We start from the raw sequence: 25,965 nt of genomic DNA on the forward strand, positions 1-25,965 counted from the left end.
TTCTCCTCCATGGCCGAACCACGGCCCCATTCTGCCAATTCACCACTGGCACACCACCTGCGAGTTAGCGGACAGTCCCCTTCCAGAGCCAATCCTGCCTTTTTCCGGCAGGATGAGAAGTGGTGCGCACCCGTCTTATAAATGAAACACCGCCCTCGGCTATACTCCCCCGCATTTCGAATCACCCCCGAGGACAGCCTGTGAAGAACTGGACGTTGCGCCAACGCATTTTGGCGAGTTTTGCGGTCATCATCGCCATCATGTTGCTGATGGTGGTCGTTTCTTACTCGCGGCTATTGAAGATCGAAACCAGCGAAGCGAGCGTTCGCGAAGACGCGCTTCCCGGGGTGTATTACAGCTCGATGATTCGCGGCGCCTGGTCTGACAGCTATTTGCGGATTCAGGAGATGCTCGGCTTGAAGGAAGGGCAGGGCTTCAGTGTCGAGGATGAGGCCAACTTCAAGGGTTATGCCGCTCGCCTGCAAGAGCAAATCGGTCATTACCGCGAGACCATTACCACTGACGAAGACAAGGTCGAATACGCGGCTTTCGAAAATATCCATGAGGAGTACAACAGACTTCTGGCTGCAGTGATCGAGTTGCATAAACGCAACCAGGAAGTTGAAGCGATCAAGATGTTCAACGAACAACTGACTCCGACCTGGACAGAGGGTCGCAAGAAGCTCAACGAAATCCTGATCCACAACAAATCCGTGGCAGATGCGGCGGTAGCCGCCATCGATGATGCCGTATTTACCGCCAAAATCATCATGGGCATATCCCTGATGGTCGCGGTACTGGCCGCGGGCCTGTGCGGCCTATTGCTGATGCGCGCCATCATGGCGCCGATGAACCGCATTGTAAGAATCCTCGAAATCATGCGTACCGGCGACCTCAGCAGTCGCTTGAACCTGGAGCGCAAGGACGAGTTCGGCGCTGTGGAAACCGGCTTCAACGACATGATGACCGAGCTGACCTCGCTGGTGTCCCAGGCCCAACGCTCGTCGGTGCAGGTCACCACGTCGGTTACCGAGATTGCCGCGACCTCCAAGCAACAGCAGGCCACCGCCACCGAAACCGCCGCCACCACCACCGAGATCGGTGCGACCTCCCGGGAAATCGCGGCAACCTCGCGGGACCTGGTGCGGACCATGACCGAAGTGTCCACCGCCGCCGATCAGGCGTCGGTTGCCGCTGGTTCCGGGCAACAGGGCCTGGCCCGCATGGAAGAAACCATGCACTCGGTGATGGGCGCAGCCGATCTGGTCAACGCCAAACTGGCGATCCTCAACGAGAAGGCCGGCAACATCAACCAGGTCGTGGTGACCATCGTCAAAGTGGCTGACCAGACCAATCTGCTCTCGCTCAACGCCGCCATCGAAGCCGAGAAGGCCGGTGAGTACGGTCGCGGTTTTGCCGTGGTCGCCACTGAAGTGCGGCGTTTGGCCGACCAGACCGCCGTCGCCACCTATGACATCGAACAGATGGTGCGTGAAATCCAGTCGGCGGTGTCGGCCGGGGTGATGGGCATGGACAAATTCTCCGAAGAAGTGCGCCGCGGCATGTCCGAAGTTCAGCAGGTCGGTGAGCAGTTGTCGCAGATCATCCATCAGGTCCAGGCACTGGCGCCGCGGGTGTTGATGGTCAACGAGGGCATGCAGGCCCAAGCCACCGGCGCCGAGCAGATCAACCACGCGCTGGTGCAATTGGGCGACGCCAGCAGCCAGACCGTCGAATCCCTGCGCCAAGCCAGTTTCGCCATCGACGAACTGAGCCAGGTGGCCGTCGGGCTGCGTAGCGGCGTTTCGCGATTCAAAGTCTGATGAGCGAACTCACCGCCAAACGCACTGCCGTGAAGCAAGCGGTGCATGCGTTGTTCCTGGTGTTTCGCATCGGCAGCGAGCGCTATGCCTTGCAGGCCATCGAAGTGGCGGAGGTGCTGCCGCGCCTGCCCTTGAAGCCGATTGCCCATGCGCCGTACTGGGTGGCGGGGGTGTTCGCCTGGCGTGGCGCGGTGGTGCCGGTGATCGACCTCAGCGCGCTGACCTTTGGCACGCCGGCCCGGGCGCGCACCAGCACTCGACTGGTGCTGGTGCATTACCGTGCGGATGAACGTGCGCAGGCGCAATTGCTCGGGCTGATTCTGGAACAGGCCACCGACACGTTGCGCTGCAACCCTTCGGAATTTCAGCCTTACGGGCTGGACAATCCCCGGACACCCTACCTCGGGCCTGTTCGTGAAGATGCGCAAGGGTTGCTGCAATGGGTGCGGGTCGCCGATCTTCTGGACGATCAGGTGCGTGCATTGCTGTTTCCGTCCCCACCGTTTGATCCGGCGCTGATGGAGGAACTGTCATGAGCAGCGATCAGCGGTTTTTCGATTTTCTCAAGGAGCGTATCGGCCTCGACGTGACGTCGGTCGGCCCGGCAATCATCGAGCGCGCGGTGCGCCAGCGCAGCACCGCGTCCCAAGTGCAAACGGCCGATGAATACTGGCGCACCTTGCAGGGCTCCCGCGACGAGCAACAAGCGCTGATCGAGGCGGTGATCGTCCCGGAGACCTGGTTTTTCCGTTACCCGGAATCCTTCGCGACCTTTGCGAAACTGGCGACCAGGCGCCTGGCCGACATCAACAACATGCGCGCCTTGCGAATTCTCAGCTTGCCGTGTTCCACCGGCGAGGAGCCGTACTCGATTGCCATGGCGCTGCTGGATGCCGGGTTCAAGCCGCACCAGTTCAAGGTCGAAGGCATGGACGTCAGCCCGATGTCGGTGGAAAAGGCGCGGCGTGCGCTCTACGGAAAGAACTCGTTTCGCGGCCAGGACATCGCCTATCGTGACCGCTATTTCACTGCCGAAAACGACGGCTATCGCCTTAGTGCTCGGGTGTTGGAGCAAGTACGTTTGCAAGTCGGCAATCTGCTCGACCCAGGCCTGCTCGCCAATGAATCGCCTTATGACTTCGTGTTCTGTCGCAACCTGCTGATCTACTTCGACCTGCCGACGCAAAAACAGGTGTTCGAAGTCCTCAAGCGTCTGACCCATCTCGATGGTGTGCTATTTATCGGCCCGGCTGAAGGCAGTCTTCTGGGGCGTCTGGGCATGCGCTCGATCGGCATTCCGCAATCTTTTGCCTTCAGTCGCCAGAGTGCTGTGGACCCGGAGCCTGGGCCGGCATTCGTGGCTACGCATCTGTCTACGCCGAGACCTGTGCCCTTGCCGGTGCCGCCAGCGGTGCGCAACGGGGTGCCGCCACCGGTCGCCAGGCGCCCGTTTGCGAGCATTGCGCGGCCCGCGCCTGCGGCGCAACCGGGTGGTTCCGATGCCGCCGCACTGCTGGCGAATATCGCCGCGCTGGCCAACGAAGGAAAAAGTGCCGAGGCCCGTGCCGCTTGCGAGATCTACCTGCGCAGCCATGAGCCCGTGGCCCAGGTGTTTTATTGGCTGGGGTTGCTCAGCGATGTCGCCGGCAGCGCCCTGGAGGCGCAGGGCTTTTATCGCAAGGCGTTGTACCTCGAACCACAACACCCCGACGCGTTGATGCACCTGGCCGCCTTGCTGCAATCCCAGGGTGACACCGTGGGTGCCAGACGATTGCAGGACCGCGCCGCCCGTAGCGAGCGCGCCGCCGACAGTGAGCGTAAACGATGATCGCCTCCGACACCTTTAGCGTCACCCATGAAGATGCACAGGCCATCGATGATTGCTGGAACCGCATGGGTATCCGTGGTGACAAGTCCTGCCCGCTGTTGATCGAACACATTCATTGCCGCAATTGCGCGGTGTACTCGGCCGCCGCGACGCGTTTGCTGGATCGTTACGCGTTGCAGCAGGACGATCGCGCACACCTGTCCGCATCGGTGGAAAGCGAGGTGAAAACCCGCTCGTTGCTGATGTTCCGCCTCGGCGAAGAATGGCTGGGGCTGGCCACACGCACGCTGGTGGAAGTGGCGCCGCAGCAGGCTATTCACTCGCTGCCGCACCAGCGATCCCGGGCCTTGCTCGGGGTGGCGAACGTACGGGGTGCGCTGGTGGCGTGCCTGTCGATGGTGGAGTTGCTGGGGCTCGACGGCGCTGGCAGCGTGCCCTCCGACACGCGGATTATGCCGCGCATGTTGATCATCGCTGCCAATGGAGGGCCGGTGGTGATTCCGGTGGACGAAGTGGACGGGATTCACGCTATCGATGAGCGCATCCTCGAAGCGGCGTCACGTTCCGGTACCCAGGCCAGTGCCAAATACACCCGTGGCGTGCTGCCCTTCAAAGGTCGCAGCCTGCGTTGGCTGGATGAAGAACAGCTGTTGTCCGCCGTGACCCGGAGCCTGTCATGACTCCCGAGCAAATGCGTGACGCCTCTTTGCTGGAGCTGTTCAGCCTGGAAGCCGAAGCCCAGACCCAGGTGCTGAGCGCGGGCCTGCTGGCGCTGGAACGTGACCCGACCCTGGCCGATCAGCTCGAATCGTGCATGCGTGCGGCGCACTCGCTCAAGGGCGCGGCGCGGATCGTGGGTGTCGATGCCGGGGTCAGCGTTGCCCATGTCATGGAGGATTGCCTGGTCAGCGCCCAGGAAGGGCGGCTGTACCTGCGCCCCGAACACATCGATGCGTTGCTGCAAGGTACCGATCTGCTGATGCGCATCGCGACACCGAACAGTGCGCCCGGGCCTGTGGACATCGAAGCGTATGTCGCCTTGATGGCACACTTGCTCGATCCGGCAGTCGCTGCCATACCCTCCATCGCAGCGGCCACGCCGCTGATGGCTGAGTTGCAACTGGAAGCGCCCGCGCCCAACGTTGAAGAGCCCGTTGCGGTCGTCGAGTCGCTGCCTGGCGAGTCAGTGGCTGCGCCGAAAAAGACTCGACGCACCGCCGAAAACGGCGAACGCGTGCTGCGCGTCACGGCCGAGCGGCTGAACAGCCTGCTCGATCTGTCGAGCAAATCCCTGGTGGAAACCCTGCGGCTCAAACCGCACCTGGCCACCATGCAGCGTCTCAAGCGCATGCAAAACAATGGGCTGCGGGCGCTGGAAAACCTCAACGTCCACCTCAAGGACCATGCCCTGAGCCTCGAAGCCCGGGAAGCCCTCGATGACGCGCGCCGGTTGCTGGCCGAATCCCAGCAATTGCTGGTGGAAAAAAACGCTGAACTGGACGAATTCGCCTGGCAGGCCAGCCAGCGCGCGCAAGTGCTGTATGACACGGCCCTGGCCTGTCGCATGCGGCCGTTCGCCGACGTATTGACCGGACAAGTGCGGATGGTTCGTGATCTGGGCCGCAGCCTCGGTAAACAGGTGCGGCTGGAGATTGAGGGCGAAAAAACCCAGGTTGACCGCGACGTGTTGGAAAAGCTCGAAGCTCCATTGACACACTTGCTGCGCAATGCGGTCGATCATGGCATTGAAAGCCCGCAGCAGCGGCTGTTGGCCGGCAAACCGGAAGAAGGGTTGATCCGCTTGCGCGCCTCCCATCAGGCCGGGTTGCTGGTGCTGGAACTCAGCGATGACGGCAACGGCGTCGATCTGGAAAAGGTCCGCCGCAGCATCATCGAACGCCAGTTGTCGACACCCGAGACTGCCGCGCAGTTGAGTGAAGAAGAGCTGCTGACGTTCCTGTTCCTGCCGGGTTTCAGCCTGCGCGATACCGTCACCGAAGTCTCCGGACGCGGTGTCGGCCTGGACGCGGTGCAGCACATGGTCCGTCAGTTGCGCGGTGCGGTGGTGCTGGAGCAGACGGCGGGCGAGGGCAGTCGTTTTCACCTCGAAGTGCCGCTGACCCTGTCGGTAGTGCGCAGCCTTGTGGTGGAAGTCGGCGATGAGGCTTATGCCTTTCCGCTGGCCCACATCGAGCGCATGTGTGATCTTGAGCCGGAGGACATCGTGCAGGTCGAGGGCCGGCAACACTTCTGGCATGAGGGCCGGCACGTCGGGCTGGTCGCCGCCAGCCAGCTGTTGCAACGCCCGGCGAGCCAGGGCAGTCAGCAGACGTTGAAAGTCGTGGTCATCCGCGAGCGGGATGCGATCTATGGCGTGGCGGTCGAGCGTTTTATCGGTGAGCGGACCCTGGTGGTGCTGCCGCTGGATGAACGCCTGGGCAAGATCCAGGACATTTCCGCCGGAGCCTTGCTCGACGACGGTTCGGTGGTGTTGATCGTCGATGTCGAGGACATGCTGCGCTCGGTGGATAAACTGCTCAATACCGGTCGCCTGGAGCGCATTGCCCGGCACAGTAACCACGCCGCTGAAGTGGCCCGCAAGCGGGTACTGGTGGTGGACGATTCCCTGACCGTGCGCGAATTGCAGCGCAAGTTGTTGCTCAACCGCGGCTACGACGTGGCCGTGGCGGTCGATGGCATGGATGGCTGGAATGCCCTGCGTTCGGAGGATTTCGATCTGCTGATCACCGACATTGATATGCCGCGCATGGACGGTATCGAACTGGTGTCATTACTGCGCCGGGACAACCGCCTGCAATCGCTGCCGGTGATGGTGGTGTCGTACAAGGATCGCGAAGAGGACCGCCGTCGTGGACTGGACGCCGGAGCCGACTATTATCTAGCCAAAGCCAGTTTTCATGACGACGCCCTGCTCGATGCAGTGGTTGAGCTCATAGGAGGAGCGCGGGCATGAAAATCGCAATCGTCAACGACATGCCCATGGCCGTAGAGGCCTTGCGTCGCGCACTGGCGTTCGAGCCGGCGCATGAAGTGATCTGGGTTGCCGGTAACGGCAAGGAGGCGGTGCAAAAATGTGCCGAACAGACACCGGACCTGATCCTGATGGACCTGATCATGCCGGTGATGGATGGGGTGGAAGCGACCCGACGGATCATGGCCGAAACGCCCTGCGCCATCGTCATCGTCACCGTGGATCGCCAGCAGAACGTGCACCGGGTGTTCGAAGCCATGGGCCACGGAGCCCTGGATGTGGTCGACACCCCGGCCCTCGGTGCGGGCAATGCCCAGGAAGCGGCGGCACCGTTGTTGCGCAAGATCATTAACATCGGCTGGTTGATCGGCGATAGGGGCAAGCAGGCGCCCAGCACACCGAGCCCGCTGCGCAGTTCGGCTTCGCGCCAGCGGCTGATCGCCATTGGCTCCTCCGCGGGCGGGCCGGCGGCGCTGGAGGTCCTGCTCAAGGGCCTGCCACGGGATTTTTCCGCCGCCATTGTGCTGGTGCAGCACGTTGACCAGGTGTTTGCCGCCGGCATGGCCGAATGGCTCGGCACTGCCAGTGGCCTGAACGTACGCCTGGCCAAAGAAGGTGAAACGCCGCAAAGCGGCACAGTGTTGCTGGCCGGCACCAATCACCACATTCGATTATTGAAAAACGGCACGCTGGCTTACACCGCCGAGCCGGTCAACGAAATCTACCGGCCCTCGATCGATGTGTTTTTCGAGAGCGTGGCCAGTCACTGGAACGGCGATGCGGTTGGCGTTTTGCTCACCGGCATGGGACGTGATGGCGCGCAGGGGCTTAAACTCATGCGCCAGCAGGGCTACCTGACCATTGCACAAGACCAAAACAGCAGTGCGGTGTATGGCATGCCGAAGGCGGCCGCGGCCATCGACGCCGCCGTGGAAATACGCCCGCTGGAAAAGATAGCGCCACGATTGCTGGAGATCTTTCCAAAATGACTACGCTTAGCAGCAATCCTGGCACAGGCAGTTCTCAGGTGAACGCACATGAATGAATTACAGCTCGACGACTTCAAGACTGACGAAAATGCCGCCATGGTGTTGTTGGTGGACGATCAGGCGATGATCGGCGAGGCAGTACGGCGCGGGTTGTCGAACGAGGAAAACATCGACTTCCACTTTTGTGCCGACCCACACCAGGCCATTGCCCATGCGGTCCGCATCAAGCCGACGGTGATCCTGCAGGATCTGGTCATGCCCGGTCTTGACGGTCTGAGCCTGGTGCGCGAATACCGCAATCATCCGGCGACCAGGGACATTCCGATCATTGTCTTGTCGACCAAGGAAGATCCGCTGATCAAAAGCGCGGCGTTTGCCGCCGGGGCGAACGACTATCTGGTCAAGCTGCCGGACAACATCGAACTGGTGGCGCGTATTCGCTATCACTCCCGCTCCTACATGACGCTGTTGCAGCGTGATGCGGCCTACCGTGCGTTGCGGGTCAGCCAGCAGCAACTGCTCGATACCAATCTGGTGCTGCAACGCCTGATGAATTCCGACGGCCTGACCGGGCTGTCCAATCGCCGGCATTTCGACGAGTACCTGGAGCTGGAGTGGCGTCGTTCGCTGCGTGAGCAGAGCCAGTTGTCGTTGCTGATGATCGACGTGGACTACTTCAAGACTTTCAACGACAACTTCGGACATCTGGAGGGCGACGAGGCCCTGCGCAAGGTCGCTACGACGATCCGTGACGCCTGTGCCCGACCTTCGGACCTGCCGGCCCGTTACGGTGGCGAAGAGTTTGCCCTGGTCTTGCCCAATACCTCCCAGGGGGGGGCGCGGCTGGTGGCGGAAAAACTGCGAATGACCGTGGAGGCATTGCAGGTTCCGCACATTTCCCCAACCGAAGGTTCAAACCTGACCATCAGCATCGGCCTGGCGACCATCACACCGAAAGCGGGCAGCCATTGCCGGGAGTTGATCTCGGCGGCGGACAAGGGGTTGTATCTGGCCAAGAACAATGGGCGCAATCAGGTGGGGATCGGTTGACGAGTTTTTGTCATGGATTGCCAGGGCATATAAATCATCGATAGTTAGTTAGGAATAGCTGACAAATTATTTCCGGTGGATTGGGAATAATTCTGTCAGCTTTTGACAATGATTTAACTGTCTACTGGTGCGCTGTTTGGCGACATAAGCTCAAAGTCTGCTTTGGGCATCTGGCAATCCGGGCACAGCCAATCATCATGAACATCTTTCCAGAGTGTACCTGGCGGTATTCCGTTTTCAGGATCACCGATTATTGGATCATACTCGTATCCGCACACAGTGCAGCTTGCTATCTGTTTTTCGTTCAACATGTTTTTTTCCTTTAATTTATTCAGAGAGCAACGGTAGCGATTAACCCAGTGGCGCCCAGAATGAAACCAATCAGGGCGCCTCTTTCCGGTAACTCTTTCAGCATGGCATATATAACAATAGGCTCAAGAATAAGCAGAAGCGTTAGGGAAGCTACTGTCACGATCCAGATGTTTCCGGTGGCTTGATAACCAAGCCAGTATGCAAAAATCAGGCATATGCCAGCGATGCTGATAAGTATTATGGGCTTCAGAAATATTAACGGAGTTTCCGATGGGTGTCCGGAGAGTTTTGACGCGTATACCTCACTGTAGATGGTTAGAATTTCGCCTATAACCATAAGCGTCAGGGCTGCTACCATATAAGAGTGGTTTTTCATGTTCGGCCTTTTGCCAAGGCTGATAATATAGTTTCAATAATGGCGTTCCCAAGTTCTGCGGCGTCAAGGAGGAAGTGAGGGCCGTCGTGATCAAAAAGGAAGGTGTTCTGGTAAGCTGTATTTTCAAATTTTACTATGCTTCTAAGTGTGTCTTCAGCCATGCCTAACTGTGCTGCATGATTGTTTTTAAGGATTTTAATCGCGTTTCCAAAATGTATTGCTTCGTCTGTTATTAGATTTTTTATCCAAGTGTTGAATAAAGGATGTCCGAACTCATTATAGAATGTGTCTTTTCTGTATGTTTTAACCGAAGCATATTCGTCGTATGCGAACATGAGTAAAAGACTGAATTCGCTGGAAAGTATTTTTTCCATGTTTTCGAAGTTTGCAGTTCTGATCTTAAGTTGGTCAATAAGCTGTTCTTCGCTTGAGCCAAATAATAGGCGGTTGAGTTCAAAGAAGCCGTCGGCATGATTTCTTTCGTCTGCGAACCATAAATCCAAGTACTGTACAAAATAGGACGAAAATTTTCCCCTCCGAGGGTGTAGGTGGTGGTAGAGGTTCACGGAGTCGTATTCTGAGAATAGATCCGCCATGAAAAAGTTCTGGTACTTAAGTTCGATTCCCGGGTTTTTCCAACCGCTTTCCGAAATGTTCTTGAAAAGAGTCCTTGAACTCCAATGTCTTTTTGCGAGAAAAGCTCGATTCATTTATTTAACTCCTGAAGGATGATGTCTCATTCGTTAAATTTTTTTACGATGGCGGGTATTATTAGGCTCCTGATTTCATGTTTGGAGATGGGGAAGTCAGGAGTATTGTGATCGAGGACAAATGTTCCGGAGTAAGTGGTTTTTTCAAAGTCTATATTGAAAATTTCCTCAAGTATGGAAGGTGTCTCATCTGTTCTGTCAGGGAATAGCTCTTTAGCTTTTTTTACAAAAGAGAAAAAATGAGAGATTTCATCTTTTTTTGTCTTTCTGATCCAGGTCGAAAGCTGTCCGCAGTTGAATTGATCATATTTGATTGTGCTGCGATGATAAACGTGAGTAGTAATAATTTCGTCATAAGCCAACATGACAAGGAGCTTGAATGCGTCGTCAGTAATTGTATTAATTATGCTGAAATCCGGTTGGCGGATTTCAGCTTCTACTACTACTTGGTCGAGCGGAATACCGGTGTAAGATGAATAGATCACGGAAAATCCATAAGCGTGGTCAATTTCATCCCTAAGCCACGGATTTAGCACATCTGTCAATGAAGCGAAATAAATCGGATATTGCGTTTTTAGGTGCCAATAAAGGCGTCGGGCATCGTACTCTGTGATTAATGAATCGAACAGTACTTCCTTCCATTCAAGCCGTTGGATGTCACTTAATTGGGTGTGAGGGAATCTGAAGTTTTCCAATACTACCGCAGCGTCGGGGGTAGAGCGGGTATTGGTTTCGCTAGTTGTTTTTATGTCATTCATTTCTTTAAGCTCCATCGATTTTTTTTGTTTTAGTCTTGAGAGAGCGTTCGAAAGTTTTTAAATGTTAACTCTTTGCAAGAGTTATTAGGTCGCCAGTCTGTTTCCTGGGTAACTATAGGTTGCCAGTATGGTTCTGCGAAGTTGTAAATGAACTGCCAGTCGAGATTCTCGGATTCCAGAACCCCGGATTCGGGATTCTGCTCAGCCCACTTCATTCCAGCAACTATGCTCGAGGTGACTTGCAAGCTTGTTGCGCTATTGTGCTTCGCCATTTTTCTTGCCTTACCTATCGAAAGATTTGAACCGAGCCAGTATGATTTATATTTTGTGCTGATTAAAAAAATACCGAGTTCGTCGATGCCCGAAACTATGTCATCTTTTAATACCTCCCTAGATGCAATTAGATCTTCATTCCCGTTGCTGAGAAGTTTCATTGAGTCTAATGCTTGGTCGCAGGGGTGGTAAGCGTAATAGACAGTTGGGCGATACGTTGGTGTTGATGGGTCGCCTACGGTCAAGTACTCTGCAATTGATAGCGACTCATTATGCGTTAATAAAAATGCGGTAAACTCTAGGTAGTTAGGCGACCAGCTTTTTACACTGACTTCTCGGCCTGGATCGGAAAGCTCTAGTGAATGGTTTTTGAGTGTGGCGCCGGAGGGTATTTCTCGTTCGTGAGATCCCCATCCCATCTCCGCTGGCTGCAAACACTCCGTAATAAATCCATCAACTGACCATGTGCACATAAAGTTATCTGGCTTGCGAGATCTTGAGCACATTTGGGTATCGCGTTCTGATATCTGTATAACTTGTATGCCTAGCTTGGCTGCTAGTTTTGCCCACTCAGACTGTTCTGTTGGGGTGTCATTTATATTGTTTATGTGTGCCATTTCAAGCATTGCTTTTTTTAGTAGTATTGAAATGAATCCGGGGTTTGCGCCGTGAGCAACTAGTGCTGTTGTTCCCGTATGAATTTTTTCCTGTTTTTTTAAATGCTCTCTTAGGGTGTGGTTGCTCAATAGGAGGTTTCTCTCTTGACTATAGTACTCCCAAGGTTCGATGCAGGTATCTAAATATATTGTTTTGTGTTGTTGGGCCAGTTCAATTAAAGCTGTGCTTGAAACTGATACGGCTAGATTCAAAAGGAAACTACTGCTGGTGAGGAGGGGCGATAAGATCTCTCGAAAATTTTCTTCGGATATGAATTTTCTGTATAAAATTACAGAATATTCTTTTGCGATATCTTTTCTGGTCTGGTCGATTTCTTTGTCGAAAATAATGATTTCTGCGTTGTAATTCGTTGTCAGTAACGGTAGAAGTGCTTGGGCGATACTGCCAAAACCTACTATTATTATTCTGTCGGTATGTCTCATAAAAAGGTCCTTTAATCTGTCGGTGGTGATGACGCTTGTCCATGAGCAGGTATGGAATTTAAAGGTTCTGCATTTATGACTGAAGGTTGGGCGTTGGTGAAGGCTATTTTCTGCTGTGATTTTTTGCGCTGTATATTTATAGGGGGAGCAGAAGTGTCGTGCAATTCCTAACTAGGTAGGAATGGTCCGGTTTTATTGAGGTTTTTTCCTACAGCTCTATCGAGTTATTCATCAAGTCGTGAATAAGTGCTATGAAGTAGTGTAGGTCTGACAAAACGGAAGCTTCTGTATGGGCTCGTCTCGAAAATTTCAGTCTGCGACTGGCATTCAGGGCCGCTCTGAACGCTAGATTTCGACACATGGCCGCCAGGCGGGCTGCCGTGACAGCCTGTTTACGGTATACTCGCCGGCTTTCAAAAGTTCGCCTACGAGTGCTGCCCGCCATGGAAATCAACCCGATCCTGAACACCATCAAGGACCTGTCCGAGCGCTCCGAAACTATTCGGGGGTATCTTTGACTACGATCAAAAGCATGAGCGTCTGATCGAAGTCAATCGCGAGCTTGAAGATCCGGGTGTCTGGAACAAGCCTGAATACGCCCAGGAGCTGGGCCGCGAGCGTGCTGCGCTGGCGCAGATCGTCGAGACCCTGGACGAGTTGTCCGGTGGCCTGGCCGATTGCCGCGACCTGCTGGACATGGCCGTCGAAGAGAACGACGAAGGCGCGGTGAGCGATGTGGTCGCCGAACTGGCCCGTCTCGAAGAAAATCTGGCCAAGCTGGAATTCCGTCGCATGTTCAGCGGCGAGATGGATCCGAACAATGCTTACCTGGACATCCAGGCCGGCTCCGGCGGTACCGAGGCCCAGGACTGGGCCAACATCCTGCTGCGCATGTACCTGCGCTGGGCTGACAAACGCGGTTTCGACGCGACCATCATGGAGCTGTCGGCCGGTGAAGTCGCCGGGATCAAGGGGGCCACCGTGCATATCAAGGGCGAGTACGCCTTTGGCTGGCTGCGTACCGAGATCGGCGTGCACCGTCTGGTGCGCAAGAGTCCGTTCGACTCCGGCAACCGTCGCCACACCTCGTTCTGCGCTGTTTTCGTCTCGCCAGAGATCGACGACAAGGTGGAAATCGAGATCAACCCGGCGGACTTGCGGATCGATACCTATCGTTCCTCCGGTGCCGGTGGTCAGCACGTAAACACCACCGACTCGGCCGTACGTATCACCCACGTACCGACCAACACCGTGGTCAGCTGCCAGAACGAACGTTCCCAGCACGCCAACAAGGACACCGCCATGAAAATGCTGCGGGCCAAGTTGTACGAGCAGGAAATGCAGAAACGCAACGCCGCTTCCCAGGCGCTGGAAGACACCAAGTCGGATATCGGCTGGGGTCATCAGATCCGCTCGTACGTACTCGATGCGTCGCGAATCAAGGATCTGCGCACCAACATCGAACGCAGCGACTGCGACAAGGTGCTCGACGGCGACATCGACGAATACCTGGTGGCCAGCCTGAAATCCGGGCTTTAAGCCGTCAGTCCGACCTCAAGTCCCCTGCCATCGGTGGGGGCAACGAACCTGTGATGGAATATTTAAAGACATGAGCGACCTACAACTCGACCCGCAAGCCCTGCAACAGGAAGAAAACTCCCTGATCGCCCTGCGCAAGGAAAAGCTTGCTGCCGAGCGCGCCAAGGGCAATGCCTTCCCCAACGACTTCCGCCGCGAAAACTACTGCGATGCATTGCAGAAACAGTACGCGGACAAGACCAAGGAAGAGCTGGCAGAGGCGGCGATCCCGGTCAAGGTTGCAGGTCGCATCATGCTCGATCGTGGCTCGTTCATGGTGATCCAGGACATGACCGGGCGCATCCAGGTCTACGTCAACCGCAAGACCCTGTCCGAAGAAACCCTGGCCGCGGTGAAAACCTGGGACATGGGCGACATCATTGCCGCCGAAGGCACCCTGGCCCGTTCCGGCAAGGGCGACCTGTATGTGGAAATGACCAGCGTGCGCCTGCTGACCAAGTCCCTGCGTCCGCTGCCGGACAAGCACCACGGCCTGACCGATACCGAGCAGCGCTACCGCCAGCGCTACGTTGACCTGATCGTCAACGAAGACGTGCGCCAGACGTTCCGCGTGCGCTCGCAAGTCATCGCCCACATCCGCAGCTTCCTGATGAAGCGTGACTTCCTGGAAGTGGAAACGCCGATGCTGCAAACCATTCCGGGCGGCGCGGCAGCCAAGCCGTTCGAAACCCACCACAATGCGCTGGACATGGAAATGTTCCTGCGTATCGCCCCTGAGCTGTACCTCAAGCGTCTGGTGGTCGGTGGTTTCGAAAAAGTGTTCGAGATCAACCGCAACTTCCGTAACGAAGGCGTTTCGACCCGTCACAACCCTGAATTCACCATGTTGGAGTTCTACCAGGCCTACGCCGACTACGAAGACAACATGGACCTGACCGAAGAACTGTTCCGTGAACTGGCGCAGCTGGTTCTGGGCAGCACCGACGTCCCTTATGGCGACAAGGTGTTCCACTTCGGCGAGCCGTTCGTGCGCCTGTCGGTGTTCGACTCGATCCTCAAGTACAACCCAGAGTTGACCGCTGACGACCTGAACGACATCGACAAGGCGCGTGAAATCGCCAAGAAGGCCGGTGCCAAGGTGCTGGGCTTCGAAGGCCTGGGCAAGCTGCAAGTGATGATTTTCGAAGAGCTGGTCGAGCACAAGCTGGAGCAGCCACACTTCATCACCCAGTACCCGTTCGAAGTGTCGCCGCTGGCTCGTCGTAACGACGAGAACCCGAACGTCACCGACCGTTTCGAGCTGTTCATCGGTGGTCGTGAAATCGCCAACGCCTACTCCGAGTTGAACGACGCGGAAGACCAGGCCGAGCGCTTCATGGCACAGGTGGCTGACAAGGACGCCGGCGACGATGAAGCCATGCACTACGACGCCGACTTCGTTCGCGCGCTGGAGTACGGCATGCCGCCGACGGCCGGTGAAGGTATCGGCATCGACCGCCTGGTGATGTTGCTGACCAACTCACCGTCGATCCGCGACGTGATCCTGTTCCCGCACATGCGGCCGCAAGCGTAAATGATTCAATTAAAAAGCCGCCTGAAATGGGCGGCTTTTTATTGCCTGTCTGGTACAAACGTATCAAATGGTTAATTTTGAAGTAGAGAGAGGAATTCCTGTCGTGAAGCATGCATTGGCTCAAGAAGGTGCAGCGGGTATCGCCACTGCGGTCGCTGAAAGTGTTCAGTACCAGGGTCGCAAGGCCAGCCGGCAGGGCAGCGAGCAGCGTCGACAGGAGATTCTCGATGCCGCGATGCGCATTGTTGTGCGCGACGGCGTGCGCGCCGTGCGTCACCGGGCAGTGGCCGCCGAGGCCGGTGTCCCGCTGTCGGCCACCACCTACTACTTCAAGGACATCGATGACCTGCTCACCGATACCTTCGCCCAGTATGTGGAACGCAGCGCGGCCTATATGGCCAAGTTGTGGGTGAACAACGAAGGCCTGCTGCGGGACATGATCGCCAGTGGCGATGGCAGTGCGCAGGCTCGTTCGAAGCTGGCCGACGATATTGCGCGGCTGATGACCGACTATGTTCACCGACAACTGGTCACCCGTCGCGAGCACTTGATGGCCGAGCAGGCGTTCCGCCAGGAAGCGCTGCTGAACCCGCGCCTGGCCGAGTTGGTGCGTTCGCACCAGCAAATCCTCCTGCAGGGCTCCTGCCAGCTTTTCCAGGTATTGGGCTCGCGCGAGCCACATCAGGATGCCAAAGTGTTGACGGCTATAATCGGACGGATGGAATATCAAGGCCTGCTCAACGACGCCGAGCCGGCCGCCGAAGAGGAAATGCTCGGCATACTGACGCGTTATATGCATTTGGTGCTGGCTTCGGTTTAATCCCGATGTGGAGGCTAACCTCTGTGGGAGCGAGCCTGCTCGCGAATACGGTCTGACATTCAACATCTCGTTGCCTGACACTCCGCCTTCGCGAGCAGGCTCGCTCCCACAGGATAAGTGGCCACTTCAGGTGGGTGTCTGTTCAAAGGGAGTGTTGAATGAAAGCCTGGCGTGTCGTAGTGATCGCCTTGTCGTGCCTGCTGCTCAGTGGCTGCCTGGTGACCTTCAAGGAGCCGCTGCCCACGAGCGAGCCGGCGCCCAAAGGGTTGCTCGGCAAATGGACCAGCACCAACGCCTGGGGTGAACCGCTTAACCTGGAGCTGACCCGCGTCGGCGTCAATCGCTATCAGGCGGTCAGCTACTTCCGGGCCAAACCCAGGGAGCGCGAAGCCTACCCCTTCACCGTGTCACGCCATGGCAGCCGCTGGTATCTGTCGGCGAAGGTGCCGGCGCAGTTTGGCGGGCATTACACCATTGCCGGGTTTGAACTCACCGACAAGCATGAACTGGTGGTGTACAACCTCGACCTGGACCAGATCAAGCAGGCCCTCGGGCAAGAAGCGCTCAGTGGCCAAGGTTTTCAGACTGACGATGGCGACGGCGTGTTGATCGACAGCCACATGGATCACGTCTCCGCTTACCTCGACGATCCGGCCAATTCCGATGTGTTCGTCGAAGCGGTACGCTACCAGCGTCAGGCCAAGGCCAAATAATCCAGTACATCAGGGTTTCAACAGGAGTTTCGGGTGGACGATTACCAGCAGTCGATACGCATTTTGTCCAATCGCATTGTGCTGGCGCAGACGCCGATCCGCGTCCTCGATGCGGTCAAGTGGGACGACAATATCCGCAAGGGTTTCCTCAAGGCCAAGGGCAAGGAAATGCCGAAGGTGGACCGCGACTATTACCTCCACCGGCCACTGTCGTTCGATTCCAGCAAAGTGAAGCTGGAGTTCCAGAACATCGAGCGCGACATCACCCGCCAGCTCGGTCAGTTCAACCCGGTCGGCCAGATCATGCGTCGCATGTGCAAGGAATACCGGATGGTAGTGCGCATGCTCGAAGCGCGCGGCACCGAGGATTTCGGCCTGATTTCCCAGGAATTGTATGGCGCTGCCTCCGACGCGTTTCACGCCGGTGACCCGACGCTGTCCGACCTGGGCCTGATGCTGTCCGATTACCTGAACAACATCGACGGTCGTGGCGACCTCAAGGATGAACCGAAAATCCTCACCGCCAAGGATGCCGTCAGCATGCTGCAACACCGGTTGAGCAAGGTGTTCGGCGAGGCCGAGGAAACCATTCGGGTGTTCGAGTCCGACGGGATCGTTGCCGATGCGGCGGCCGGTGCCGACTACATCAAGATCCGCACCGATGCGATGTTCAACGAGCGTGACGTGCGCGCCCTGGAAGTCCATGAAGGGCTGGTGCACGTCGGCACTACGCTCAACGGCCTGAACCAGCCGATCTGCACCTTCCTGTCCAAGGGGCCGCCCTCGTCGACGGTGACCCAGGAAGGCCTGGCGATCCTGATGGAAATCATCACCTTCGCCTCTTACCCCAGCCGCCTGCGCAAGCTGACCAACCGCACCCGCGCCATCCACATGGTGGAGGAGGGGGCCGACTTCCTGCAGGTGTTCGAGTTCTTCCGCGAACAGGGTTTCGAAATGCCCGAGAGCTACAGCAACACCAGTCGCGTCTTCCGCGGTTCGGTGCCGACAGGTCTGCCATTTACCAAAGACTTGTCCTACCTCAAGGGCTTTATCATGATTTACAACTACATTCAGTTGGCCGTGCGCAAAGGCAAGCTGGAGCAGATACCGCTGCTGTTTTGCGGCAAGACCACCCTGGAAGACATGCGTACCTTGCGCCAGTTGGTGGATGAAGGCCTGGTGGTGCCACCCAAGTACTTGCCGGAACAGTTCCGCGACATGAATGCGCTGTCGGCGTGGATGTGCTTCTCCAACTTCCTCAACCATCTGAGCCTGGACCGGATCGAGGCGGATTACTCCAACATCCTTTAATGGCAACAAGAACCCCTGTGGGAGAGAGCTCCCATAGGGTGTTGTGTTTACCCCCTTATTTCGCGAGGTTTCAACGGATGAGAATCCTCGGCATCCTCTGCATTCTCCTGGCCTTGAACGGTTGCAGCGCGCTGCTGTTCTACCCCGAACCCGGCCAACTGTTCACTCCGGAAAAAGCCAAGCTCGAATACCGCGACGTCACCCTGACCACCGCCGACGGCCTCAAGCTGCATGGCTGGTGGTTACCGGCAAAAAAAGGCGTCGAGGTCAAAGGCACGGTATTGCACCTGCACGGCAACGGCGGCAACTTGCCGATGCATCTGGGCGGGAGCTGGTGGCTGCCCAAGCAGGGCTATCAAGTGCTACTGGTGGATTATCGCGGTTACGGCTTGTCCGAAGGCGAACCGAGCCTGCCGGCGATTTATCAGGACATCGACGCCGCGTTCAAATGGCTCGACCAGGCACCCGAGGTCAAAGGCAAGCCGCTGATCCTGCTCGGCCAGAGCCTTGGCGGCTCGATGGCCGTTCACTACCTGGTTCAACATCCGCAAAGGCAGAAACAACTCAAGGCGGTTGTGCTCGACGGCGTGCCCGCCAGTTACCGCAGCGTCGGCCGCTATGCGCTGAGTAACTCCTGGGTGTTCTGGGCATTTCAGGTACCGCTGTCATGGCTGGTGCCGGACGGTGATAGCGCAATCAACTCCATGGCCCGGCTCAACGGCGTGCCGAAACTGATCTACCACAGCATCGACGATCCGATCGTGCCCCTTTCCAACGGCATCCGACTGTATCAAGCTGCGCCGCCGCCGCGCGTGCTGCAACTGACCCGAGGCGGTCATGTGCAGACGTTTGCCGACCCGGTCTGGCGCAAAGTCATGCTGCGCTATCTCGAAGACCCACAGCATTTCGACGGCCTGCGCCGCCTGGGTGAAATTCCCAATTATCCGGCATCCAAAAATTCTGAAGACGAACCACCAGAGAGTCCGCAATGAGTGAAGAACGTAACGCCATCCCGCTGATCATCACCGGTATCTGCAGCATCCTCGGCACCGTCGGTGCCCTGTGGTGGTACGGCTACCTGCACTTTGCCAAGCCTGAGGATGCGTTGCTGCTCAACGAATTCACCATGCTCAAGACCGTGCCAGGCGAAGACTACAAAGTCTCCCTGGAACCGGCGGCGCAAGTGGCGCAGTGCATTGATGGGGTGCTTGTGCTGTTTGATACCGAGCAGAAAGGCTTGACTGGCGTGCTGATCAACGACCGCAAGAAAGCTGTGCGTTGCATGGGGCAGGAAACCCCGCAGAAGCTGGAGTAATAGCAATCCTGTAGGTGCCAGGCTTGCCAGCGATGAGCGATTACGCAAAGTGTCTGTAAAAAACAGCTGTCCACATCGCGAACAAGCTTTGCTCCTGCGAAAAGCGCCCCCGCCCGATTGATCAGGTAAATCATTACTAATGAGAACCCCTTCAATCGCGTATCTTATCGTCTGTTAGTATGTTGATTGTTCTACTGTGACGGTAATGGGTGTTGTTTCTTCCGGAGTGTGAAACATCCAAACGTTGTACTTGCCGGGTTTTATGCTGTCATCTAACTTGAATGTCCATTTTCCTGCATCTTTCGGATACACTCTTCTGACGATGTTTTCGCCATTTTTTCCTTCCATGAATATATAAAGAGGCGTTGCGCTGGATCGCGTGTAGCCACTGAATATCGAGTCACGGTTAACAGTGTCTCCCTCTTGAGGGTATTGCATGACCAGTTCGGACGTACAATCTGGCGATCGTTCAGCATTGATACCTACTGATAGTAACAAATCATTGCCCGTCCGGGGCAAGCCACAGACGTGTACGGAAATTCCCGCGTCGATATCTTTGAAGGTATGGCCCGGCTGAAACGTAGGATCAACTGCCGGTGTTTCAGGTGAACTGTCGACTAAAATAGTTTCAGAAACTCCTGCTCTGTTGGCGTATCTGATCCAGGCACCTTTCGGGATTCTCTCACTTGTCCGATAGTCCAACGCCAACTGCCAGGCGGTGGAAAGGTTAATAAGGTGAACTTGTGGCCCAGAGGCGCTCAGTATGCCCAAGCTATATAAGCCCGTTTTTGTAATGTGTTTTGCATCAGCACCAGAGTGCCACCCAGAGAAATAGTGTTCTTTCCCGTTATAGGGTAATAACCCTCCTGATACCGGGCTGCCAGGGTCCCCATACGGGACCTTCTTGCAGCCAGTCGGGGCAGAGACCGTATCTCCTGCTTTCGGACATCCGGTGTATGTGCTGCCATGAGCGTACCCGAGTGCGTGTCCAAATTCGTGATAGTAAATAAATGGACCAGCAGGCTGGCCATAGACATACAGCCATTTATCCGCATAGGGTGCAGATCCCATATCTCTACAATCTATATGTGCGAATATAAAATCAAAATCTTCTGTCTTGAGTCCATGCGCCGTGGCAGCCTTCTTTGCCTCTGTTCTTGCCAGCACAGCTGGATATCTAGGCGGTCCGGGTCGGCATTCAGGGGGGCGATCACCGGATTTATGGGTAATTATTTTCCCTGTTAAACTCAGTTTGTTTCTTGATGCATGTTTTAAATATGCATTCAACGAGTCCGATCCCGAAAAGACAAGTTTGTCAGTCAGCACAGGGTCCATTGTGGTCTTGTCATTCCAGTCGATCAAAACGATCAGAACTTTTTTTACACCCACTACAGGGTGTTGATTAGTGGGTGTTTTGGCTGTGGGTATGGCGTTGCTTATCGCATCCCGCTCGTCATAAGCTTTCAGGTTTGATGAGGACGTTGATAATTGACTTTGGTACTGTGTGCAACCTGCAAAAAGTGCCAATAAGCAAAGTATTGAAGCTTTATTCAATTTATTGGCCCCTTGATCAGGTGGTGGGTGTTACGGGATAGCCTAAGCCTTGATCAAGGCGTTCGCTACTATCACTTCTGATAGGTATCAATTGATATTTTCTTTTGGCGATTGGTCTGTGATGTGTTTTTAAATCGATATGCCTTTAGATTTAAAGCGTAAAAAGCCCCGGCTGTTAATCAGGCGGGGCTTTTACGCTACGACGCAAAGTTTAGTTGGAACTCACCGCCGACCGCGGCATAACCGGCTGGTTATCATTGGAAATCGTCACTTCCACCCGACGATTCATCGCCCGGCCCGAGACGCTGGTGTTATCCGCTACCGGGTACTCCTTGCCGTAACCCTGGGCCACGATGCGCGCCGGATCGACGCCCATCTTCACCAGTGCCGTGCGCACGGAGCTGGCGCGGCGTTCCGAGAGCGACTGGTTGTGCGACGCCGTACCGGTGCTGTCGGTATAGCCCTCGACGATTGCCTTGCGGTCGGGGTTTTCCTGGAGGTACTGCGCCAGTTTGTTGATGTTCATCAGACCGTTGGATTTCAGTTCGGCCTTGTCGGTGGCGAACAGCACGTCACCGAAAGTTACCAGCGTGCCGCGATCGGTCTGCTTGGCGTTCAGGCTGTCTTGCAGTTGTTTGATCTGCTGGTCACGAGCATCCAGCCGCGCCTGTGCCCGTTGCGCCGAAGCGTTTTTCAGGTTGGCTTCAGCAGTGCGCAGGGCAATGGTCTGTTTCGCCACTTCGACACGCTGGTTAGTCAAATACGCCAGCTGATCGACCTTGGCCTGATCTTCTTTATCCAGATAAGCCTTGTCGGCCTTGTCCAGATAATCGCTGGCTTCCTTGGTTTCCAGTGCCGCGACTTTGCTCGCCTGTGGGTTGGCTTGCAGGCCGCTGTAGTTGCTGCGGGCCTGTTCCAGGTTGGCGTTGGGCGGCGTGGAACAGGCAGCCAAAGCAACACTGGCGGCCAGCAGGGCAGGGATCATCAAATGTTTGGAATTCATCATGGTTTCGTCCTTTTAAGTCGAGTAAGAAATACGTCGTGCCGCGCCGTTATTGAACGGTGCGCTGGCTTTCCTGACGCAGTTCCTGCACCCCCTTCTGGGAGTCCTTGACAGCCTGTTCGGCTTTCATCGCCTGGGCCTTGCGCTCGGCGACCCGTGCGTCCCACTCAGCCTGTTCGGCGAGGGTTTTCGCTTGCGCGTACTGTTTGTCGTGCATGGCGATTTCGGCTTGTTTCAACTTGTCCTGTGCTGCCTTCATTTCCACCGCGGCGAATTCGGTGCCGCCAGCGCTCACGGCGTTGTTGACCGCTGACTCGGTCACGGCGAATTGTTCTGTGGGAGGGTTGCCGGCACAACCGGCCAGCACGAGACTGCCGCCGATGGCCAGGGCCGCCATTTTCAGGCCATGCAGCGGGGTGAACGAGGATTTACCAGTGCGGGTTTTCATGGTTTTCAACTCCATTGGGCTAACTCCTGAACAACTAAAAAATCCATCCTGGGCAAGGAGCCGCAACCTTCATTTCCGGGGTATTTTGAAACGGCCGTCCCAGGCGTGGTTACTGGGTTGACCCGGGGCGTTTTTTAAAAGTTCAGAGAAATTGGCCGGGCGTCGGAAAACTTTTGACCGAATGGGGAGGGCTCTGGAGCGTGGATTTGCCCCCCTGTGGGAGCGAGCAGGCTCGCTCCCACAGAGGATCACAGGGGATCGCTGGAGGGGCTCAGTGTTTCTGCTTGTCGTGACCGGCCGACAAATCATGCAGATGACGACGGGACAAGGCGAGAAAACGTGGGGTCGGGCCGATGTCTTCGTACAGTGGATCGCCTTCTTCGTCAGTGGCTACCACCGTCGTTCCCTTTACATACGGAAAGCTCTTTTCCAGCTCTTCGAGGGCGGCGCCAATCAGTTCGCCGAGCAATTCTTCGGGTTGCCGTTTAGGGTACATGTCAATGATCGCCGCCAGCCTGGCAGCCGCTTCAACATCCAGGTGAATAGAGTAGCCGGTGTCGGTCAGGCGACCCTTGGCGTTTTCTTCCCAATGATGTGCGAGCTCGCGAATTTTCATAATGACCTCATGACGCGCCTGCTCATGGCAGGCCGGAGATTTCCGGCATTGGCCGGCGAAAGCCGTTGTGCGGCCTATTGTTCAGACTAGCTTCTGCCTTGGTGCTTTAAAGACCCTTCGTCGTCTGGGTTGTAAGAAGCGGCCTGGAGCGGCACTCTCTAGCTCAAGAGCATGAATTTCTTGGCCGCCCGGATTTTTGCTGGAGAACTGCTGATGACCGATATTGATGCACGCTTGCGCGAGGACGTTCACCTGTTGGGTGAGCTATTGGGCAACACCATTCGTGAACAGTACGGGGACGATTTCCTCGACAAGATCGAGCAGATCCGCAAAGGCGCCAAGGCCGACCGGCGCGGCTCCATGGACGCCGAGCTGAGCGCGAGCCTCAACCAGTTGACTGAAGATGAATTGTTGCCGGTGGCCCGGGCCTTCAACCAGTTTCTCAACCTGGCCAACATCGCCGAGCAGTATCAATTGATTCACCGTCGGGAAGAATCCCAAGGCGCGCCGTTCGAAGCGCGGGTGCTGCCGGAACTGCTCGCCCGTCTGCGCGCCGAAGGCCATGGCGCCGAGTCCCTGGCGCGGCAACTGGGGCGGTTGGAGATCGAGCTTGTTCTCACGGCTCACCCGACCGAAGTTGCCCGCCGCACGCTGATCCAGAAATACGACGCCATCGCCGCGCAACTGGCGGCCCAGGACCACCGAGACCTGACCACTGCCGAGCGCGGGCAGATCAAGTCGACTTTGCAGCGCCTGATCGCCGAAGCCTGGCACACTGAAGAAATCCGCCGCACCCGCCCGACACCCGTCGACGAAGCCAAATGGGGCTTTGCGGTGATCGAACACTCGCTGTGGCAAGCCATCCCCAATTACATGCGCAAGGCCGACCAGGCCTTGCACGCCGCCACCGGCCTGCGCTTGCCGCTCGAAGCCGCGCCAATTCGCTTTGCCTCGTGGATGGGGGGTGACCGCGATGGCAACCCCAACGTGACGGCGTCCGTGACCCGCGAGGTGCTGTTGTTGGCGCGCTGGATGGCCGCCGATTTGTACCTGCGCGATGTCGACCACCTCGCGGCTGAATTGTCGATGCAGCAGGCCAGTGAAGCGCTCAGGGCCAAGGCCGGCGACAGTGCGGAACCCTATCGTGCGGTACTCAAGCAACTGCGTGAGCGCCTGCGCGCCACGCGCAACTGGGCGCACACCGCGTTGACGACACCGACGCCAGCCACCGCCGACGTACTGCAGGACAACCGCGACCTGCTCGATCCACTGGAACTGTGCTACCACTCGCTGCATGAGTGCGGCATGGGCGTGATTGCCGAGGGTCCGTTGCTCGATTGTCTGCGTCGGGCAGTGACGTTTGGCCTGTTTCTGGTGCGCCTCGATGTGCGTCAGGACTCGTCGCGACACAGCGCGGCAATGACTGAAATCACCGATTACCTTGGCCTTGGTCGTTATGAGGACTGGAGCGAAGATGAACGCATTGATTTCCTGACGCGCGAACTGAACAACCGTCGGCCGCTGCTGCCGGCGCACTACAAGCCGTCGGCTGACACAGCCGAAGTCCTGGCCACCTGCCGGGAAATCGCTGCTGCACCCGGGGCGTCCCTCGGTTCGTATGTGATCTCCATGGCCGGTGCTGCTTCCGATGTGCTGGCGGTGCAGTTGCTGCTCAAAGAGTCGGGTGTGTTGCGACCGATGCGTGTGGTGCCGCTGTTCGAAACCCTCGCCGACCTCGACAACGCGGGGCCTGTCATCGAAAAACTGTTGCTGTTGCCGGGCTATCGTTCGCGCCTGCAAGGGCCGCAGGAAGTGATGATCGGCTACTCCGACTCGGCCAAGGACGCCGGCACCACGGCGGCGGCCTGGGCACAGTATCGGGCGCAGGAGCGTCTGGTGGACATCTGCCGTGAGCAACAGGTGGAACTGCTGTTGTTCCACGGTCGTGGCGGCACCGTGGGCCGTGGTGGCGGTCCGGCGCACGCGGCGATTCTGTCGCAGCCGCCAGGATCGGTGGCGGGGCGTTTCCGCACCACCGAGCAGGGGGAAATGATTCGATTCAAATTCGGCCTGCCGGACATCGCCGAGCAAAACCTCAATCTGTATCTGGCGGCTGTACTCGAAGCGACCCTGCTGCCACCGCCGCCGCCCACGCCTGAGTGGCGGCATCTGATGGACGAATTGGCCGCCGATGGTGTCCGTGCTTATCGCGCCGTGGTGCGGGAAAATCCTCAGTTCGTCGAGTACTTCCGCCAGTCGACCCCGGAACAGGAGCTCGGGCGTCTGCCGTTGGGCAGCCGTCCGGCCAAGCGTCGCGCCGGCGGCATCGAAAGCCTGCGGGCGATCCCGTGGATCTTCGGCTGGACCCAAACCCGCTTGATGCTGCCGGCCTGGCTCGGCTGGGAAGCAGCCTTGAGCAAGGCGCTGGAACGCGGCGAGGGTGAGCTGCTGGGGCAGATGCGCGAGCAATGGCCATTTTTCCGCACGCGCATCGATATGCTGGAAATGGTGCTGGCCAAGGCCGATGCGGACATCGCCCGCTCCTACGATGAGCGTCTGGTCGAGCCGGACTTGCTGCCTTTGGGTGCGCACTTACGCGACCTATTGTCGCAGGCGTGCTCGATCGTCCTGGGGATGACCGGTCAGTCGCAGCTACTGGCACATAGCCCAGACACCCTGGAATTCATCCGCTTGCGCAACACCTACCTCGACCCTCTTCATCTATTACAGGCCGAGTTGCTGGCCCGTTCGCGGCAACGGGATCAAGCGCAGGGCAGCCCGGTGGAACAGGCGCTGCTGGTGTCTGTGGCGGGGATTGCCGCCGGTTTGCGAAATACCGGCTAAGGTTTTTGCCGTGGGGGC

24 protein-coding genes are annotated in these 25,965 nt (G+C 57.0%); 15 read left to right on the forward strand and 9 right to left on the reverse strand.

Annotation, left to right across the window (positions count from 1 at the left end):
- Positions 1-200 precede the first annotated feature (200 nt).
- The 7 genes from AC07ZE_RS06480 to AC07ZE_RS06510 are packed head-to-tail and all read left to right on the forward strand — an operon-like array spanning position 201 to position 8,682.
- Positions 201-1,823 carry a methyl-accepting chemotaxis protein gene (locus AC07ZE_RS06480; RefSeq protein WP_207262514.1) on the forward strand — a complete coding sequence of 541 codons (1,623 nt, stop codon included), beginning with the start codon at positions 201-203 and terminating at the stop codon, positions 1,821-1,823.
- Positions 1,823-2,359, forward strand: coding sequence for a chemotaxis protein CheW (locus AC07ZE_RS06485; RefSeq protein ID WP_207262516.1), 537 nt, complete (start codon positions 1,823-1,825; stop codon positions 2,357-2,359). Before AC07ZE_RS06480 ends, AC07ZE_RS06485 begins: the two co-directional genes overlap by 1 nt.
- The gene (locus tag AC07ZE_RS06490; protein ID WP_207262517.1) at positions 2,356-3,651 is read left to right on the forward strand and encodes a CheR family methyltransferase; all 1,296 of its coding nucleotides are present in this window, start codon (positions 2,356-2,358) and stop codon (positions 3,649-3,651) included. The genes AC07ZE_RS06485 and AC07ZE_RS06490 overlap by 4 nt, the downstream gene beginning before the upstream one ends.
- Complete coding sequence (locus AC07ZE_RS06495) at positions 3,648-4,331, forward strand: chemotaxis protein CheW (protein ID WP_207262520.1); 684 nt, start codon at positions 3,648-3,650, stop codon at positions 4,329-4,331. The genes AC07ZE_RS06490 and AC07ZE_RS06495 overlap by 4 nt, the downstream gene beginning before the upstream one ends.
- Positions 4,328-6,625 (forward strand): hybrid sensor histidine kinase/response regulator, encoded by a 2,298-nt coding sequence (locus AC07ZE_RS06500; protein WP_207262522.1) that lies wholly within the window; start codon positions 4,328-4,330, stop codon positions 6,623-6,625. Before AC07ZE_RS06495 ends, AC07ZE_RS06500 begins: the two co-directional genes overlap by 4 nt.
- A complete protein-coding gene (locus AC07ZE_RS06505) occupies positions 6,622-7,632 on the forward strand; it encodes a chemotaxis response regulator protein-glutamate methylesterase (protein ID WP_207262524.1) in 1,011 nt (336 codons plus the stop codon). Before AC07ZE_RS06500 ends, AC07ZE_RS06505 begins: the two co-directional genes overlap by 4 nt.
- Positions 7,633-7,680: 48 nt before the next feature.
- Positions 7,681-8,682, forward strand: a complete 1,002-nt coding sequence (locus AC07ZE_RS06510) for a response regulator (protein ID WP_207262526.1) — start codon at positions 7,681-7,683, stop codon at positions 8,680-8,682.
- A 113-nt stretch (positions 8,683-8,795) separates the two neighbouring features.
- Here AC07ZE_RS06510 and AC07ZE_RS06515 read toward each other — a convergent pair whose 3' ends face one another.
- The 5 genes from AC07ZE_RS06515 to AC07ZE_RS06535 are packed head-to-tail and all read right to left on the reverse strand — an operon-like array spanning position 8,796 to position 12,211.
- Positions 8,796-8,993, reverse strand: a complete 198-nt coding sequence (locus AC07ZE_RS06515; protein ID WP_259331935.1) for a rubredoxin — start codon at positions 8,991-8,993, stop codon at positions 8,796-8,798.
- A 20-nt stretch (positions 8,994-9,013) separates the two neighbouring features.
- Positions 9,014-9,370 carry a hypothetical protein gene (locus tag AC07ZE_RS06520; protein ID WP_404940854.1) on the reverse strand — a complete coding sequence of 119 codons (357 nt, stop codon included), beginning with the start codon at positions 9,368-9,370 and terminating at the stop codon, positions 9,014-9,016.
- Positions 9,367-10,080 (reverse strand): hypothetical protein, encoded by a 714-nt coding sequence (locus AC07ZE_RS06525; RefSeq protein ID WP_259331936.1) that lies wholly within the window; start codon positions 10,078-10,080, stop codon positions 9,367-9,369. The genes AC07ZE_RS06520 and AC07ZE_RS06525 overlap by 4 nt, the downstream gene beginning before the upstream one ends.
- A gap of 26 nt (positions 10,081-10,106) precedes the next feature.
- The gene (locus tag AC07ZE_RS06530) at positions 10,107-10,838 is read right to left on the reverse strand and encodes a ferritin-like domain-containing protein (protein WP_219739380.1); all 732 of its coding nucleotides are present in this window, start codon (positions 10,836-10,838) and stop codon (positions 10,107-10,109) included.
- Positions 10,839-10,867: 29 nt separating this feature from the next.
- Positions 10,868-12,211 (reverse strand): saccharopine dehydrogenase C-terminal domain-containing protein, encoded by a 1,344-nt coding sequence (locus AC07ZE_RS06535; RefSeq protein ID WP_207262528.1) that lies wholly within the window; start codon positions 12,209-12,211, stop codon positions 10,868-10,870.
- 443 nt (positions 12,212-12,654) lie between these two features.
- Here AC07ZE_RS06535 and prfB point away from each other — a divergent pair.
- The 7 genes from prfB to AC07ZE_RS06570 all read left to right on the forward strand — a co-directional run bounded on the left by prfB (position 12,655) and on the right by AC07ZE_RS06570 (position 19,482).
- A protein-coding gene (prfB, locus tag AC07ZE_RS06540) for a peptide chain release factor 2 (protein WP_207262530.1) occupies positions 12,655-13,750 on the forward strand; the annotation gives its coding sequence in 2 pieces (ribosomal slippage) (positions 12,655-12,726 and positions 12,728-13,750; 1,095 coding nt in all).
- A 70-nt stretch (positions 13,751-13,820) separates the two neighbouring features.
- Positions 13,821-15,323, forward strand: coding sequence for a lysine--tRNA ligase (lysS, locus tag AC07ZE_RS06545; RefSeq protein ID WP_207262532.1), 1,503 nt, complete (start codon positions 13,821-13,823; stop codon positions 15,321-15,323).
- A gap of 67 nt (positions 15,324-15,390) precedes the next feature.
- Entirely contained in the window at positions 15,391-16,143 is a 753-nt protein-coding gene (locus AC07ZE_RS06550; protein ID WP_207262534.1) for a TetR/AcrR family transcriptional regulator, read from the forward strand.
- Positions 16,144-16,301: 158 nt separating this feature from the next.
- A complete protein-coding gene (locus AC07ZE_RS06555) occupies positions 16,302-16,856 on the forward strand; it encodes a hypothetical protein (RefSeq protein WP_207262536.1) in 555 nt (184 codons plus the stop codon).
- A 33-nt stretch (positions 16,857-16,889) separates the two neighbouring features.
- A complete protein-coding gene (locus AC07ZE_RS06560) occupies positions 16,890-18,167 on the forward strand; it encodes a flavohemoglobin expression-modulating QEGLA motif protein (RefSeq protein WP_207262538.1) in 1,278 nt (425 codons plus the stop codon).
- A 77-nt stretch (positions 18,168-18,244) separates the two neighbouring features.
- A complete protein-coding gene (locus AC07ZE_RS06565; protein ID WP_207262540.1) occupies positions 18,245-19,159 on the forward strand; it encodes an alpha/beta hydrolase in 915 nt (304 codons plus the stop codon).
- Entirely contained in the window at positions 19,156-19,482 is a 327-nt protein-coding gene (locus AC07ZE_RS06570) for a PA3694 family proteiin (protein ID WP_207262542.1), read from the forward strand. The genes AC07ZE_RS06565 and AC07ZE_RS06570 overlap by 4 nt, the downstream gene beginning before the upstream one ends.
- Before the next feature lie 174 nt (positions 19,483-19,656).
- On the opposite strand, the gene AC07ZE_RS06575 is transcribed toward AC07ZE_RS06570, so the two are convergent.
- From AC07ZE_RS06575 to AC07ZE_RS06590, 4 genes are all read right to left on the reverse strand, one after another.
- Entirely contained in the window at positions 19,657-21,036 is a 1,380-nt protein-coding gene (locus tag AC07ZE_RS06575) for a transposase (protein WP_207262544.1), read from the reverse strand.
- A 211-nt stretch (positions 21,037-21,247) separates the two neighbouring features.
- Positions 21,248-22,039, reverse strand: coding sequence for a lipotoxin F family OmpA-related lipoprotein LptF (lptF, locus tag AC07ZE_RS06580; protein ID WP_207267776.1), 792 nt, complete (start codon positions 22,037-22,039; stop codon positions 21,248-21,250).
- Between the two features lie 49 nt (positions 22,040-22,088).
- Positions 22,089-22,502 carry a DUF4398 domain-containing protein gene (locus AC07ZE_RS06585; protein WP_207262546.1) on the reverse strand — a complete coding sequence of 138 codons (414 nt, stop codon included), beginning with the start codon at positions 22,500-22,502 and terminating at the stop codon, positions 22,089-22,091.
- A 256-nt stretch (positions 22,503-22,758) separates the two neighbouring features.
- Positions 22,759-23,103 (reverse strand): pilin assembly protein, encoded by a 345-nt coding sequence (locus AC07ZE_RS06590; protein ID WP_207262548.1) that lies wholly within the window; start codon positions 23,101-23,103, stop codon positions 22,759-22,761.
- A gap of 213 nt (positions 23,104-23,316) precedes the next feature.
- Here AC07ZE_RS06590 and ppc point away from each other — a divergent pair, with 213 nt between their 5' ends.
- Positions 23,317-25,947 (forward strand): phosphoenolpyruvate carboxylase, encoded by a 2,631-nt coding sequence (gene ppc / locus AC07ZE_RS06595; RefSeq protein WP_207262550.1) that lies wholly within the window; start codon positions 23,317-23,319, stop codon positions 25,945-25,947.
- The last annotated feature ends 18 nt before the right edge of the window (positions 25,948-25,965 follow it).

This window comes from Pseudomonas sp. GW101-3H06, from assembly GCF_059424605.1.

Coding starts and splice junctions, on each gene's coding strand:
- AC07ZE_RS06485 (WP_207262516.1), top strand. CDS start 1,823: ATGAGCGAACTCACCGCCAAACGCACTGCCGTGAAGCAAGCGGTGCAT.
- AC07ZE_RS06490 (WP_207262517.1), top strand. CDS start 2,356: ATGAGCAGCGATCAGCGGTTTTTCGATTTTCTCAAGGAGCGTATCGGC.
- AC07ZE_RS06495 (WP_207262520.1), top strand. CDS start 3,648: ATGATCGCCTCCGACACCTTTAGCGTCACCCATGAAGATGCACAGGCC.
- AC07ZE_RS06500 (WP_207262522.1), top strand. CDS start 4,328: ATGACTCCCGAGCAAATGCGTGACGCCTCTTTGCTGGAGCTGTTCAGC.
- AC07ZE_RS06505 (WP_207262524.1), top strand. CDS start 6,622: ATGAAAATCGCAATCGTCAACGACATGCCCATGGCCGTAGAGGCCTTG.
- AC07ZE_RS06510 (WP_207262526.1), top strand. CDS start 7,681: ATGAATGAATTACAGCTCGACGACTTCAAGACTGACGAAAATGCCGCC.
- AC07ZE_RS06515 (WP_259331935.1), bottom strand. CDS start 8,993: ATGTTGAACGAAAAACAGATAGCAAGCTGCACTGTGTGCGGATACGAG.
- AC07ZE_RS06520 (WP_404940854.1), bottom strand. CDS start 9,370: ATGAAAAACCACTCTTATATGGTAGCAGCCCTGACGCTTATGGTTATA.
- AC07ZE_RS06525 (WP_259331936.1), bottom strand. CDS start 10,080: ATGAATCGAGCTTTTCTCGCAAAAAGACATTGGAGTTCAAGGACTCTT.
- AC07ZE_RS06530 (WP_219739380.1), bottom strand. CDS start 10,838: ATGAATGACATAAAAACAACTAGCGAAACCAATACCCGCTCTACCCCC.
- AC07ZE_RS06535 (WP_207262528.1), bottom strand. CDS start 12,211: ATGAGACATACCGACAGAATAATAATAGTAGGTTTTGGCAGTATCGCC.
- lysS (WP_207262532.1), top strand. CDS start 13,821: ATGAGCGACCTACAACTCGACCCGCAAGCCCTGCAACAGGAAGAAAAC.
- AC07ZE_RS06550 (WP_207262534.1), top strand. CDS start 15,391: ATGGTTAATTTTGAAGTAGAGAGAGGAATTCCTGTCGTGAAGCATGCA.
- AC07ZE_RS06555 (WP_207262536.1), top strand. CDS start 16,302: ATGAAAGCCTGGCGTGTCGTAGTGATCGCCTTGTCGTGCCTGCTGCTC.
- AC07ZE_RS06565 (WP_207262540.1), top strand. CDS start 18,245: ATGAGAATCCTCGGCATCCTCTGCATTCTCCTGGCCTTGAACGGTTGC.
- AC07ZE_RS06570 (WP_207262542.1), top strand. CDS start 19,156: ATGAGTGAAGAACGTAACGCCATCCCGCTGATCATCACCGGTATCTGC.
- lptF (WP_207267776.1), bottom strand. CDS start 22,039: ATGAATTCCAAACATTTGATGATCCCTGCCCTGCTGGCCGCCAGTGTT.
- AC07ZE_RS06585 (WP_207262546.1), bottom strand. CDS start 22,502: ATGGAGTTGAAAACCATGAAAACCCGCACTGGTAAATCCTCGTTCACC.
- AC07ZE_RS06590 (WP_207262548.1), bottom strand. CDS start 23,103: ATGAAAATTCGCGAGCTCGCACATCATTGGGAAGAAAACGCCAAGGGT.
- ppc (WP_207262550.1), top strand. CDS start 23,317: ATGACCGATATTGATGCACGCTTGCGCGAGGACGTTCACCTGTTGGGT.